General features: G+C 63.6%; 15 protein-coding genes. 5 read left to right on the top strand and 10 right to left on the bottom strand.

Going from position 1 to position 13590, the window contains the following annotated elements:
• Positions 1–21: 21 nt before the first annotated feature.
• Entirely contained in the window at positions 22–798 is a 777-nt protein-coding gene (gene ubiE / locus NKJ75_RS01220) for a bifunctional demethylmenaquinone methyltransferase/2-methoxy-6-polyprenyl-1,4-benzoquinol methylase UbiE (protein ID WP_023695616.1), read from the bottom strand.
• Positions 799–932: 134 nt separating this feature from the next.
• Between ubiE and NKJ75_RS01215 the strand changes: the two genes are divergently transcribed.
• The 3 genes from NKJ75_RS01215 to NKJ75_RS01205 all read left to right on the top strand — a co-directional run bounded on the left by NKJ75_RS01215 (position 933) and on the right by NKJ75_RS01205 (position 3355).
• Entirely contained in the window at positions 933–1904 is a 972-nt protein-coding gene (locus NKJ75_RS01215) for an adenosine deaminase (RefSeq protein ID WP_023695615.1), read from the top strand.
• 128 nt (positions 1905–2032) lie between these two features.
• Positions 2033–2662 carry a uracil phosphoribosyltransferase gene (gene upp, locus NKJ75_RS01210; protein ID WP_023671129.1) on the top strand — a complete coding sequence of 210 codons (630 nt, stop codon included), beginning with the start codon at positions 2033–2035 and terminating at the stop codon, positions 2660–2662.
• Between the two features lie 129 nt (positions 2663–2791).
• Positions 2792–3355 carry a TIGR02281 family clan AA aspartic protease gene (locus NKJ75_RS01205; protein WP_023747102.1) on the top strand — a complete coding sequence of 188 codons (564 nt, stop codon included), beginning with the start codon at positions 2792–2794 and terminating at the stop codon, positions 3353–3355.
• Between the two features lie 9 nt (positions 3356–3364).
• Here the strand turns inward: NKJ75_RS01205 and deoA are convergent, their stop codons facing one another.
• The 6 genes from deoA to NKJ75_RS01175 form a co-directional block, all read right to left on the bottom strand.
• The gene (deoA, locus tag NKJ75_RS01200; protein ID WP_023710907.1) at positions 3365–4684 is read right to left on the bottom strand and encodes a thymidine phosphorylase; all 1320 of its coding nucleotides are present in this window, start codon (positions 4682–4684) and stop codon (positions 3365–3367) included.
• The gene (locus tag NKJ75_RS01195) at positions 4684–5502 is read right to left on the bottom strand and encodes a purine-nucleoside phosphorylase (RefSeq protein ID WP_023700989.1); all 819 of its coding nucleotides are present in this window, start codon (positions 5500–5502) and stop codon (positions 4684–4686) included. The genes deoA and NKJ75_RS01195 overlap by 1 nt, the downstream gene beginning before the upstream one ends.
• Before the next feature lie 12 nt (positions 5503–5514).
• Positions 5515–5907, bottom strand: a complete 393-nt coding sequence (gene cdd, locus NKJ75_RS01190) for a cytidine deaminase (RefSeq protein WP_023683183.1) — start codon at positions 5905–5907, stop codon at positions 5515–5517.
• A 107-nt stretch (positions 5908–6014) separates the two neighbouring features.
• A complete protein-coding gene (locus tag NKJ75_RS01185; protein WP_352499056.1) occupies positions 6015–6986 on the bottom strand; it encodes an ABC transporter permease in 972 nt (323 codons plus the stop codon).
• Position 6987: 1 nt separating this feature from the next.
• Positions 6988–8127, bottom strand: a complete 1140-nt coding sequence (locus tag NKJ75_RS01180; RefSeq protein ID WP_023747101.1) for an ABC transporter permease — start codon at positions 8125–8127, stop codon at positions 6988–6990.
• Positions 8124–9656, bottom strand: a complete 1533-nt coding sequence (locus tag NKJ75_RS01175; RefSeq protein WP_023747100.1) for an ABC transporter ATP-binding protein — start codon at positions 9654–9656, stop codon at positions 8124–8126. The genes NKJ75_RS01180 and NKJ75_RS01175 overlap by 4 nt, the downstream gene beginning before the upstream one ends.
• A gap of 216 nt (positions 9657–9872) precedes the next feature.
• On the opposite strand from NKJ75_RS01175, the gene NKJ75_RS01170 reads away from it, so the two are divergent.
• Positions 9873–10079: a SlyX family protein gene (locus tag NKJ75_RS01170; RefSeq protein ID WP_196813821.1), complete on the top strand. Its 207-nt coding sequence runs from the start codon at positions 9873–9875 to the stop codon at positions 10077–10079.
• Between the two features lie 13 nt (positions 10080–10092).
• Entirely contained in the window at positions 10093–10506 is a 414-nt protein-coding gene (locus NKJ75_RS01165) for a hypothetical protein (protein WP_352499055.1), read from the top strand.
• A gap of 319 nt (positions 10507–10825) precedes the next feature.
• Here the strand turns inward: NKJ75_RS01165 and NKJ75_RS01160 are convergent, their stop codons facing one another.
• The 3 genes from NKJ75_RS01160 to NKJ75_RS01150 all read right to left on the bottom strand — a co-directional run bounded on the left by NKJ75_RS01160 (position 10826) and on the right by NKJ75_RS01150 (position 13254).
• Positions 10826–11815, bottom strand: a complete 990-nt coding sequence (locus NKJ75_RS01160; RefSeq protein ID WP_023683177.1) for a BMP family lipoprotein — start codon at positions 11813–11815, stop codon at positions 10826–10828.
• A gap of 252 nt (positions 11816–12067) precedes the next feature.
• The gene (locus tag NKJ75_RS01155) at positions 12068–12391 is read right to left on the bottom strand and encodes a hypothetical protein (RefSeq protein ID WP_352499054.1); all 324 of its coding nucleotides are present in this window, start codon (positions 12389–12391) and stop codon (positions 12068–12070) included.
• A 116-nt stretch (positions 12392–12507) separates the two neighbouring features.
• Complete coding sequence (locus NKJ75_RS01150; protein ID WP_352499053.1) at positions 12508–13254, bottom strand: hypothetical protein; 747 nt, start codon at positions 13252–13254, stop codon at positions 12508–12510.
• Positions 13255–13590 lie beyond the last annotated feature (336 nt).

Here is a 13590-nt window from a genome sequence, read left to right as displayed (position 1 = left end):
GCTGCTGCAAACTGTGGTGCCTCAAAGCTTCCAGCCCGAATGCAGGGCGGCAATGCCGCCGGAATAGTTGCGGAACGACACGCGCTCGAAGCCCGCGCGGGTGATCATGGCAGCAAAGTTCTGCTGATTGGGAAATTTGCGGATCGATTCGACCAGGTAGGAATAGGGTTCGCCCTCGCCCGTCACCATCTTGCCGATCTGCGGAATGGCGTTGAACGACCAGGCTTCGTAGACCTTGTCCAGCAGCGGCATCTCGACCTCGGAAAACTCCAGGCACAGGAACCGTCCGCCGGGCTTCAGCACGCGAAAGGCTTCCGTCAGCGCGACATCGATGCGCGGCACGTTTCGGATGCCGAATGCGATGGTGTAGGCGTCAAAGGTGCTATCGGTGAAAGGCAGTTCCTCGGCATTGGCCTCGACGAAATCGGTGTTGCCGGACAGGCCCTTTTTCTCCGCACGGTCACGGCCGACGCTAAGCATCGAGCCGTTGATGTCGAGCACCGTGGCATGCGTGTTGCCATGGCTGGCGTCTACAATGCGGAAGGCGATGTCGCCGGTGCCGCCGGCCACGTCGAGCACTTTCCAGCCCGGACGTTTCGCCGGATTGAGCCATGTCACCATGGCATCCTTCCACAGCCGGTGCAGCCCGGCCGACATCAGGTCGTTCATCAGGTCGTAGCGGTTCGCCACCTTGTGGAAAACCTCATTGACCAGAGGCTGCTTGTCGCCTGGCCCTACCTTCTTGAAACCATAGGAGGTTTCCATGCCGCCCGCGGCCGTGGTTCTCTCAACTGACATTATTTTGATCCGTCATAAAACCGGCGGGACCATAGCCGATCGATGGTGCGGGCGCTATTGTTTAAGGCGCGGTGTTCGGCCGCGCTTCCAGGTGGTGGGCTTTACGGCCTGGACTGATGAGACGGGATAACTGCATGCCTTTGAAAGCAGAACTGCACTGCCACATCGAGGGGGCAGCGGCGCCCGAACTCGTCATCCGTCAGGCGCAGAAATACGGCAAGGACACCTCGCTTTATATCCAGAACGGCTCCTTCGTCTGGCATGATTTCACCTCGTTCCTGGCGGCTTATGATTTTTCCGCCGACCTGTTCCGCACCGAGGAGGATTATGCCCGCCTCGCCGACCATTATCTGACCAGCCTTGCCCGCGATGGCGCCATCTATTCCGAGGTCTTCACCTCGCCCGACCATGCCGTCAGGGCCGGCCTGTCGCCCAAGGCCTATACCGATGCGCTCGGCGAAGGCATGCTGCGCGCCAAAGCCAAGACCGGCATCGAGGGCCGCATGATCGTCACCGGCGTACGCCATGTCGGCGTCGAGTCGATCGAGCAGGCGGCGCGCTTTGCGGCGCGCTGCGGAAATCCGCTGGTCACCGGCTTCGGCGTCGCCGGCGACGAGCGCATGGGCGAGATGGAGGATTATGTCAGGGCCTTCGAGATCGCCCGCGAAGCCGGCCTCGGCATCACCATCCATGCCGGCGAGCTGACCGGATGGGAGACGGTGCAGGCCGCACTCGACCATATCCGCCCGTCGCGCATCGGCCATGGCGTGCGCGCCATCGAAAACCCCGATCTGGTGCGGCGCATCGCCGATGAGGGCATCGTGCTGGAATGCTGCCCCGGCTCCAACATCGCGCTCAAGGTCTACGACAGTTTCGCCGATCACCCTTTCCCTGCGCTGCAGGCAGCCGGCTGCAAGGTGACGCTGAATTCTGACGACCCGCCCTATTTCTGGACTTCGCTGAAGCGCGAATACGACATCGCCGCCGAGCATTTCGCCATGAACGAAAAGGCGCTGGCCGCCATCACCCGAACCGCGATCGAGGCGGCTTTCGTCGACAGGAAGACGAAAAGCGCGCTGCTTGCCCGGCTCGATGCGAAGAGGTGACTGGTGATTGGTGATTGGTGATTGGTTTGCCGGCGCTTCGGCCTGTCAACGGCAATGATCGATCCATCGGGACTCGCAAACCTGCTCACTATTCACTATTCACTATTCACCATTCACTGGAGCAACCCATGCAGGGCGTCACCGTCGTCGACCACCCGCTTGTCCAGCACAAGCTCACCATCATGCGCAAGAAGGAGACGTCGACCGCTGGTTTCCGGCGGCTGCTGCGCGAGATCTCGCTCCTGCTCGGCTACGAGGTCACCCGCAACCTCGAACTGACGACGACGACCATCGAAACGCCGATGGAAACCATGGAAGCGCCGACGCTGGAGGGCAAGAAGCTGGTCTTCGCCTCGGTGCTGCGCGCCGGCAATGGCCTGCTCGAAGGCCTGCTCGACCTGGTCCCGGCGGCCCGCGTCGCGCATGTCGGCCTCTACCGCGATCACGAAACGCTGGAGGCGGTGGAATATTTCTTCAAGGCGCCGAGCGATCTCGCCGACCGGCTGGTGATCGTCGTCGATCCGATGCTGGCGACCGCGAACTCGGCCATCGCGGCCATCGACAAGCTGAAGGAGCGCGGAGCCACCAACATCCGTTTCCTTTGCCTGCTGGCGGCGCCAGAAGGCATCGAGCGCTTCACCAAGGCGCATCCGGATGTCCCGGTCTTTACCGCTTCCATCGACCGCCAGCTCAACGAGAAGGGCTACATCATGCCCGGCCTCGGCGATGCCGGCGACCGCATGTACGGAACCAAATGACGGCGGCTGGCAAGGCCAGCTGACATCCAGTCGTTTACCGCCCGTTTACGCAAAGCCGCGGTTTCGGGTTGGCGTTAAAGCGGCACACACCATACGTGGGCAAGAATGGGCCTTCACAAAGGTCCATTCATGCTGCGCAAGCTTGTCATTCTGGGCGTGTTCGCCGGAACGTCGGCATCGATCCCGATCGTCTATCAGTCGAATCCGCAGATTCTCGACAACCTGTTGAAGTCGACCGTCGCCGGCAAGCCGTCCGCGCAGCCTCAGCCCGAACTGAACATGGCCTCGGTTCCCGGCAAGCCGGCCGCACCGCTGCCCACTGGGCGCAAAGTATTGGTGGCGGCTGACGAGCGCGGCCATTTCACCTCCGCCTTCAAGCTCAACGGCCGCCAGGTCGACGGCATGATCGACACCGGCGCCACTTTGGTCGCCATCAACACCTCGACGGCGCGCCGCATCGGCATCTCGCTCAACCCGTCGGACTTCAACCAGCAGGTCAACACCGCCAATGGCGCGATCAGGGCCGCCGTGGTCAACATCGATCGCCTGCAGATCGGCAAGATCAGCGTCGACAACATCCAGGCCGTGGTCCTCGACGACAAGGCGCTGCGCACCAACCTGATCGGCATGAGCTTTTTGCAGCGGCTGGCAAAATACCAGGTCGAAAACGGCACACTGTTGCTGGTGCAGTAGCGCCTTCCGCTACCCGCGCGGCAGCACGCGCCGGATGACAGTCTTGTCGGCGGCTGGTTTCGACGCCCCGATCGTATAGGCCGAAAGCACGGCGGCTGCGGCCGCTTCGGCCTCCGCTTGCGTGCGGGCGTGGACGAGCGCCAGCGGCTCGCCGGTCCGCACCTCGGCGCCGAGCGGCAGCAGCCTGGTGATGCCGACCGCATGGTCGATCCTGTCGTCCGGCCGCGTACGCCCGCCACCGAGCCCGACCACGGCAAGGCCGATATCGCGGGTGGCAATGCCGGTGGCAAAGCCGTTGCCTGCCGCCTTGACCGCAAACTCCACCGCCGCTTTCGGCAAATATTTTTCCGGCTTCTCGACGAAATCGGCGGGACCGCCAAGGGCTGCGACCATACGTGCGAAGGCGGCCGCCGCGCGGCCGCCGGCTAGCGTCTCGGCCGCGCGCCTGAGACCGTCCTGATTGGACGACGCCAGCCCTGCCGATTGCAGCATCTCGGCGGCCAGCGCCAGCGTCACATCCTCCAGTCGCTTGTCGCGGAGCCTCCCGGTGAGGAAATCGACGGCGTTGCGCACCTCGACCGCGTTGCCGGCAGCCGACGCCAGCGGCTCGTTCATGCCGGTGACCAGCGCCGAGGCCTTCAGGCCGGCGCCGTTGGCGATCTCGACCAGGCTGTTGGCCAGTGCTGTCGCGTCGCGCGACTTCTCCATGAAGGCGCCATTGCCGACCTTGACGTCGAGCACCAGCGACTGCAGGCCGGCCGCGAGTTTCTTCGACAGGATAGAGGCAGTGATCAGCGGCACCGATTCCACCGTTCCGGTCACATCGCGGATCGCATAGAGGCGACGGTCGGCGGGCGCGAGATCGGCGGTCTGGCCGATGATGGCACAGCCGGTCTCGAGCACCGTCTTGCGGAAGCGCGCGATATCCGGCTGGCTGATATAGCCTGGGATGGCATCCATCTTGTCCAGCGTGCCGCCGGTATGCCCAAGGCCCCTGCCGGAGATCATCGGCACATAGGCGCCGCAAGCGGCGACGATCGGCGCCAGCATCAGCGAGACATTGTCGCCGACGCCGCCGGTCGAATGTTTGTCGGTGACCGGACCCGGCAGATCCGACCAGTCGAGCACATCGCCGGAATCGCGCATGGCGAGCGTCAGCGCCACCGCCTCGTCGCGGTTCATGCCGTTGAAGAACACCGCCATGGCAAAGGCGCCGACCTGACCGTCCGAGACGCTGCCCGAAGTTACGCCGGCGACAAAGGCCGAAATCTCCTGCGCCGACAGTTTCTGGCCATCGCGCTTGCGGCGGATGATTTCCTGGGGAAGCATCAGGCGTCGCCCTTCGGCTCCGGCAACCCATCCTGGAACACATGCGCAAGGATCGTCGCCAACCGTGCGCCGCCGATCGGCGCCATGTCCTTGGTCTCCTGGTGCGACAGTTCCGCCCCGGTCATCCCGGCGGCGAGATTGGTGATCACCGAACAGGCGGCTACGCGAAGCCCAAGGAAGCGGGCGAGAATGACCTCCGGCACGGTCGACATCCCTACCGCATTGGCGCCCATGATGCGCGCCATGCGGATTTCAGCAGGGGTTTCGAAACACGGACCGGAAAACCACATATAGACGCCCTTGTGCAGCGCCGTCCCTGTCGCCTTCGCCGCCCGTTCGATCGCCGCGCGCAAGCCGGCATCATAGGCTTCGGTCAGGCCGACGAAGCGGCGGTCGCTCGGCTCGCCGATCAGCGGGTTGGAGCCGGAGAAATTGATGTGATCGGTGATCAGCATCACCGATCCTGGCAGCATGTCGGGATCGACCGAGCCGGCGGCATTGGTAAGGATCAGCTTGGTGATGCCGATGCCGGCAAGCACCTCCAGCGCCGGCCGCATTGCAGCAGCAACGCCGTGCTCGTAGTAATGGGCGCGGCCGGACAGCATCAGCACCGGCGTGCCGGCGAAAAGCCCCGCGACCACCTCGCCGGCATGGCCAGTCACCCCGCTGCGGGGGAAACCCGGCAGGTCGGCATAAGAGATGCGCACGGCATTCTCGACCTGGTCGACAAGCCCGCCAAGGCCCGACCCCAGCACCATCGCCGTTGTTGGCGCCAACCCGTCCAGTCTTTCAACGAGGTGGTCCAGAGCTTCCTTCATATCAGCCAACTCTCACTTCAAAATGTCGCCACGAAACCCGTAGGGCAGCATGTCGCCCATGGTCACGGTCTCGACCACGCCGGTGTTGTCGCAAAGATAGAGCTTTGTGTCCGGCCGGCAGAATTCCGCCAGCCTTTGCCGGCAGCCGCCGCAGGGCGAGCATTTCGCCATGCGTGAGGCAATGACGGCGATTTCCACAATCTTGCCGCCACCGCCCATGATGTAATGGCCGAGCGCCGTGGTCTCGGCGCACCAGCCTTCCGGATAGGACGCGACCTCGATGTTGGCGCCGGTGAAGACACGGCCGTCTTCGGTGCGCAACGCCGCACCCACCGGAAACTTCGAATAGGGCGCGTAGGCCTTGGCCATGGCCTCCTGCGCGGCTTCGAACAGATCATGCGACATTCAGGTGTTCTCTCCGACGATCGTGGTCAAAACCCGGCCATTTGCGTTTTCCTGGCGCCTTTCGAGCACCAGCCGCATGTTCGACACAGTGCTCCTGGGCGCCCGGATCAACGTTCCTTGACATAAGGCACGCCGCCGGCGCGCGGCGGGATCGCCTTGCCGATGAAGCCGGCAAGCAGGATCACGGTCAGCACATAGGGCAGCGCCTGCATGAACTGCACCGGCACCTTGCCGATCAACGGCAGCGGCGAACCCTGTAGGCGGATCGCCGCCGCGTCGAGGAAGCCGAACAGAAGACAGGCGAACATAGCGTTGACCGGTCGCCATTTGGCAAAGATCAGCGCCGCCAGTGCGATGTACCCCTTGCCCGCGGTCATGTCCTTCACGAAGCCGCCATTCTGCACCATCGAGAGGTAGGCGCCGGCAATGCCGGTCAGCACACCGGTGCAGATCAGGGCCCGGTAGCGCAGCCAGGCGACCGAGATGCCGGCGGTGTCGACGGCGGCCGGGTTCTCGCCGACGGCGCGCAGGCGCAGGCCGAAGCGGGTGCGAAACAACACCCACCAGGTGAACGGCACCATGGCGAAAGCGAGATAGACCAGGATCGAATGGCCAGAGAGCAGCTCGGAATAGATCGGCCCTATGATCGGCAGGTCGTGGATCGCGGCAGCACCAGGCAGAGTGATGGCCTCGAAACGCTCGCCCGGCTGCAGCGCCGGCGTTCGCCCGCCCTGCTGGAACCAGGCCTGGCCCAGAATGATGGTCGAGCCGGCGGCGACGAAGTTGATGGCCACACCGGAGACGATCTGGTTGCCGCGATGGGTGATCGAGGCGAAGCCGTGCACCAGGGCAAAGGCGACCGACATCACGATCGCCATGCCGAGACCGAGGAAGGCCGAATGGAAGACCGAAGCGGCGGCCGCACCTGCAAAGGCGCCGACCAGCATCTTGCCTTCCAGCCCGATGTCGAAAACGCCTGCGCGTTCCGAATAGAGGCCGGCGAGGCAAGCGAGCAGCAGCGGCACCGACAGGCGTATGGTCGAGTCCAGGATCTGCACGATGGCGATGAAGACGTCCATCTCAGGCGCCCTTCCCTTTGACCGCTTCGATGCCGACCGACCTTGGACTGAACGAGGCGAACAGCGCCTGGACGTAGGGCCGGAACATGTGCTCCAGCGCACCGGCAAACAGGATGACCAGGCCCTGGATGATGACGATCATGTCGCGGGAAATCGCCGGCATTTCGAAGGCAAGTTCGGCGCCGCCCTGGTAGAGCATGCCAAACAGGATCGCCGCCAGCACGATGCCGACCGGATGCAGACGGCCCATCAGCGCCACGGCAATGCCGACGAAGCCGGCGCCGGAGACGAAATCGATCGCCACATTGTGCTGGTCGCCCATCACCGGGTTCAGCGTCATCATGCCGGCCAGCGCGCCCGAAATCATCATCGCGATGATGATGATGCGGGTCTCCGAAATGCCGGCATAGCGCGCCGCTTTCGGGCTGTGGCCATAGGTGCGCATCTCGTAGCCGAGCTTGGTGCGCCAGATCAGCAGCCAGACCAGGAATGCCATGAGCAGCGCCAGCAGGAAGCAGATGTTGAACGGCGCCGAGCGGATCTTGGCGCCGAACAGTTCGATGATCCAGTTGAGTTTGGGCAGTTCGGCGCCGGCGAGGAAGTTGCGCGTCTGCGGCGCCTGCGACGCCGCCGGCTTCAACGGCCCAACCAGGAGGTAGACCATGATCGAGGCCGCGATGAAGTTGAACATGATGGTGGTGATGACGATGTGCGACCCGCGCTTGGCCTGCAGATAGGCCGGAATCAGCGCCCACAGCGCACCGACGGCGGCTCCGGCGACGATCGCCAGCGGAAAGGTCAGCCACCACGGCAGCACAGTGTCGAAGGCGAGGCAGACCACGCCCACGCCAAGGCCGGCAATATAGGCCTGGCCCTCGGTCCCGATGTTGAACAGGCCGCAATGTGCGGCCACCGCCACTGACAGGCCGGTGAAGATGAAGGTGGTGGCATAGAACAGCGTGAAGGCAATGCCGGTTCCCTTGCCGAAAGCGCCCTCGACCAGGATGACGGCGGCACGAAACGGGTTTTCGCCGACCAGCATGACGACGAAACCGGCAACGATGAAGGCCACCGACAGATTGATCAGCGGGACCAGCCCATAATCGGCCCAGGCCGGCAGCTTGGCGTAAGGCGTGCTCACTCTGCCGCCTCCTGGCGATCGACGCCTGCCATCAGCAGGCCAAGCTCGCCTTCGGTCGCCTCGGGGCCACGTTCGCCGACGATGCGCCCGGCAAACATCACCAGGATGCGGTCGGACAGCGAACGGATCTCGTCGAGTTCGACCGACACCACCAGCACCGCCTTGCCCTGGTCGCGCATGGCAATCAGCCGCTTGTGGATGAATTCTATGGCGCCGACATCGACGCCGCGAGTCGGCTGGCCGACGATCAGAACACCGGGATCCTGCTCCATTTCTCGCGCCAGCACGATCTTCTGCTGGTTGCCGCCGGAGAAATTCGCCGTCTTGAGACGCGGATTGCCGGGACGGATGTCGTATTTCTCGATCTTGTCCTTGGCATCAGCCATGATGGCGTCGATGTTGAGGAACGGCCCTTTGAGGTAGCGCGGGTCGTCATGGTAGCCGAGGATCGAATTCTCGTTCTCCTCGAAGGCCAGCACCAGGCCCACATGATGGCGGTCCTCCGGCACATGGGCGAGCCCACGGTCGCGCAACTCGCCGGGATCGGCGGCCCCGGTCAGGTCGATCGGCTTGTCGTCGAGCATCACCGAGCCGGAAACCGCGCGCCTGATGCCGGAAATCGCCTCGAGCAGTTCGGACTGGCCGTTGCCGGCGACACCGGCAATGCCGACGATCTCGCCGGCGCGGATATCGAAGGAGATGTCGTCGACCATGGTGACGCCGCGCTGGTCTTTCACCGTCAGGTTCTTGACTGCGAGCTTGACCGCGCCGGCCTCCGTCTCGCCCTTTTCGACCCGCAGCAGCACGCGCCGCCCGACCATCAGTTCGGCCAGTTCGCCGACTGTCGTCTTGCTGGTCTCGCGCGTCGCCACCATCGTGCCCTGGCGCATGACCGAGACATTGTCGGTGATGGCCATGATCTCGCGCAGCTTGTGGGTGATCAGCACCACCGTTTTCCCCTGGTCCTTCAATTGCCTGAGGATGCGGAACAGATGGTCGGCCTCGGCCGGCGTCAACACGCCCGTCGGCTCGTCGAGAATCAGGATCTCGGCGCCGCGATAAAGCGCCTTCAGGATTTCGACACGCTGCTGCAGGCCGACCGGCAATTCCTCGATGATGGCGTCGGGATCGACTTCCAGCCCGTATTCGCGCTCGAGCCGCTCCAGTTCGGAGCGCGCCTTGGCGATGCTCTTTTTCAACAGCGCATCGCTTTCGGCGCCGAGGATGATGTTTTCCAGCACGGTGAAATTGTCGACCAGCATGAAGTGCTGGTGCACCATGCCGATGCCGAGCGCGATGGCGTCGTTGGAAGTCTTGATCGACGCCGGCTTGCCGCCGACGCGGATCTCGCCGCTGTCGGCCTGGTAGAAGCCGTAGAGGATCGACATCAGCGTCGACTTGCCGGCGCCGTTCTCGCCGACGATGCCGTGGATGGTGCCGCGTGCGATCTCCAGATTGATGTCGCGATTGGCGCGAACGGCGCCAAAACTCTTGTTGATGCCGATCAGTTCGATTGCGGCTTGCGCCATGCAGCCTGTCCCACTCTTATTTTTTATCGCTTGGTCAAAACGCCTAGCATGATGCCCCACCCGTGCCAATTGGCGGCGCAGTGGCCACTCTCGACAAATCCCGGTGCGCTTGTCAATTTCGAACGTGGCCCAGACCTTCACATTCACTAATATGCAAGGCTCAACAGTCGCATCATGCTGCAACTGCGTGCACCAGGACCTGGGGAGTTTCGAATGATCATGCCTGTCGACCGGCTGACGACGCTGGAAATCCGCGCCGCCGAGCAGGAAAAGACCATCGAGGAACTGTCGGGCCAGATCGCCGAGCAGTGGACGGCGATCGAACGCATGCAGCGCAAGCTCGATGCCCTGACCGGGCGCTTCATGGCGCTGGAGGAACAATCGGCACCCGACGTGCCGATAACCAAACCGCCGCACTGGTAGCAAGGAGAAGCCTTTGGCCAGTGAAAGCGATCGCGTTGCGCGGGCGGGCGATTATGTGCTTGGCCTGATGAACGATCGCGACCGCGAACGTGCCGAGCGCGACCTGGAGATCGATCCCGCCTTCCGCGACACGGTGATGCGGCTGGCCGAGCGCATGCATGTCTTCGACCGCACGGGGCGGCCCTCGGGCGACGGCGATCGCTGGCGGCTGATCTCGCAACGCATCGCCGAACTGCCGCAGATGCGTGTGGTCGGCCAGGACGAAGCGAAGCCGGTGATCGGCAGACTGGAGCGGAAGCCCTATGGCGTCGGCGTGCATTCGCTCGGTGGCCGACGCGGCTTCGCTATCGCCATTGCGCTGATGGTGGTGTTTGCGCTGGGTTATCTCTTGGGCTTGTTGTCGACCGGCGGTGCGCTTCTGCCCTGACGTCCAAGGCAATCGCATATGGATTCTTGCGAAGAAGGACCCGCAACGCCGGAACTGCCGATCTCCCCCCTTGCGGGGGAGATGGCCGGCAGGCCAGAGGGGGGTGTGAAGGATCGCCAACCTTGAATGGCTCCAGAATGAACCGTAATTGGCTGTTAGGCCGAGGGACAGCACCCCCCTCTGCCTTGCCAGGCATCTCCCCCGCAAGGGGGGAGATCGGACGTCGCCGGGACCTCCGCCAATCCTCAACGTCCTTTAAAGCCCTCAAACAAAACCGCCGGGCTTTCACCCGGCGGTTCCAAACCTCAGCGCTTACCAATCAATACGGGCAGGCGTTGTCGGCGGTGTAGTCGTGCACCTGGATCGTGCCGGCGATGATGTCGGCCTTGGCCTTTTCGACGGCAGCCTTCATCTCGTCGGTGACCAGCGCCTTGTTGTTGTCGTCCATGGCGTAGTCGACGCCGCCTTCCTTGAGGCCGAGATTTTGCAGGCCGCCTTTGAAGGTGCCGTTCTTGCCGTCCATGAAGGCGGTGTAGACGGCCACGTCGACGCGCTTCAGCATCGAGGTCAGCACCTTGCCGGGCTGCAGGCCGTTCTGGTTGGAATCGACGCCGATGCCGAGCTTGCCGGCATCCGCCGCTGCTTGCAGCACGCCGACGCCGGTGCCGCCGGCCGCGGCATAGACCACGTCGGAGCCCTGGTCGATCTGCGTCTTGGCGATCTCGCCGCCCTTGGCCGGATCGTTCCACGCCGCGGGCGTGTCACCGGTCATGTTCTGGATGACGTCGGTCGCACCGGCCGCCTTGGCGCCGCCGACATAGCCGCATTCGAACTTGCGGATCAGCGGAATGTCCATGCCGCCGATGAAGGAGACCTTCTTGGACTTCGAGGCCATCGCCGCCAGGATGCCGACGAGATAGGAGCCTTCGTTTTCCTTGAACACAAGCGAACGGACATTGGGCATATCGACGGCATCGTCGATGATGGCGAAGTTGAGATCGGGATATTCCTTCGCGACCACCTTCAGCGCATCCTCCCAGGCAAAGCCGGCCATGACGATCGGGTTGCGGCCGTCCTCGGCGAAGCGGCGCAGCGCCTGCTCGCGTTGCGAGGCGTTCGACACTTCGAACTCGACATAGGCGGTGCCGGTCTCGGTCTTGAACTTTTCGGCGCCGTGATAGGCAGCCTCGTTGAAGGATTTGTCGAACTTGCCGCCGAGATCGTAGAGGATGGCCGGCTGGACATCCGCGGCGAAAGCCGGAAGAACCATTGCGGTTGCGGCCAGGAGGCCGAGAACGATACGTTTCATGTGATCCACACCCTGTCGGTTATTTTTTTCCGTTACGCGCCGCCCGCCTGCCCGGTTCTCCGGCAGGCATGCGGCATCAGCCAGGAGTGTACTCCCCTCCCGCTCAAGGCAATCTGGCACGGCCCGAAACAAAATTCACGCGGAATTTTGACCTTTTGGAAAAGCATGCCCCCCGTTGGAAAAACATGCCCAATGCGGTGACAGCTGTGGACGATTGCCGCGTTGTCGTCGCAAGTCCGCTGGGACAACCCATCAGCCCGGCGCGAATTCTCCGCCGCGCCGCCGGCGCCGGTAGCCGATCGCATAGAGGATGAAGGCAAGCACCGCGAAGACGGCAAACCCCGGCTGGGCAAGCACCCAGGCGATGCCGCCATCCCATATCATCGGATTGACCTTGGCGCGCACGAAGGTCTCGAAGCCCGCGCGGGTGTCGGGCGAAACCGCCAGCCAGCTCGAATTCAGCGGCGTCATGACCAATGCGGAAGCCGCCACCGAGCGCGTCGCGTCGAGCACGGCCATGATGACGGCGACCGAGAGTGCGATCATGGCCGCGAGGCGAAACAAAAAACGCAACATCGAAATCTTCCCCGGTCCTCAAGTTCCTCCCGAGGACCTTCCGGTCAAAGGCAAGGAATAGAATGCGCACGCCCGGCGCGCAATCGCCATACGCGAATTTGAAGCCTATCGCCCGCCTATATGGCCACCTTTCGGCTCCGCCGATGGACGAGCCAGATGCCGAGGATGCCGCCGCCAATGGCCCCGACCACCAGCCCGGCAAGGCCGATGAACACCGCGAAGTAGCCGCAGCCGCCTTCGAAACAGCTGATGTCGGTGGCTTCGGCGATCCCCGCGCCAAGCGCGAAGCCGGCGACAGTGCCGACGACGGCGCCGAGGATGATGCCGGCCAGCGCGGCGACGATCGAACTAAAGGCTGACGATGCCTGCGCTTCCGGCCTTGCATAAAAGGCCTTGGCCTCGTCGCGGCGGCGCAGCAGGTAAATGCAAAACAGGCCGATGACGATTTCGGTGGCGGCGATCGCAAGCTCCCTGGCGGAGACGGTGAAATCGGGCACGGTCAGCGCATAGACCTGCTCGGCCAGCCGCCAGGCGATGGTGGTGATCTGCCAGATGGTGAAATGACGCGGAAAGCGCGCGGAACGGCTTAAGGCGAGGCCGAGCAGATAAAGCCCCCACACGATGGTGACGATGTCGAAGGCCAGTCCGCCAAGCACGAAATAGAAGACCCTGTCCGGCAGGCCGGAACTCTCGAACAGCCACCGCGCCGAGACCAGCCAGTAGACCGACCATGCCATGACGAAGAGGAGCCAGACCACGGGCACGAAGGACAGCCCGCTGTCCGGACGCCCTGCGGGCGTCAGCCCGCCTGGCATGCCTCCGGCCGGCGTTCCGCTGGCCGGCTGTTCATTGCTCGATGTCATGTCTGGACGTTGCCCCCGCAAAGCCTCCGCCGCACTCGACAGGTGGCGAGGGGCGAAGTCAAGCGCGGCCGGCCCTGCCGCCTTGCCCGTGCACACCATTCAGAACCGAAGCGCCTTAGAAGCGGAGCCGTTCAACGCCCCGCGAAACGATGCATGGCCGGCAAAGCGAATAGACTGCCGTTATGGCTTGGCATTCGGCGCCGGATCGACTAGATGAGCCCCGCGCCTGTTTGATTGACGGGCGCCGGGAAGGGCATCCGCTGGTTGGCGGTGTCCATCAAGCGGGTCTTCCCGCAAATCCCAAAGGGATGCATCTCCCCAACCCGCGTGGCAAAA

The sequence above is a fragment of the Mesorhizobium sp. M0058 genome (genome assembly GCF_040323095.1).
GTDB lineage: Bacteria > Pseudomonadota > Alphaproteobacteria > Rhizobiales > Rhizobiaceae > Mesorhizobium.
The sequence above is the reverse complement of the archived record's forward strand: the minus strand, read 5'-3'. Positions and strand labels throughout refer to the sequence as shown.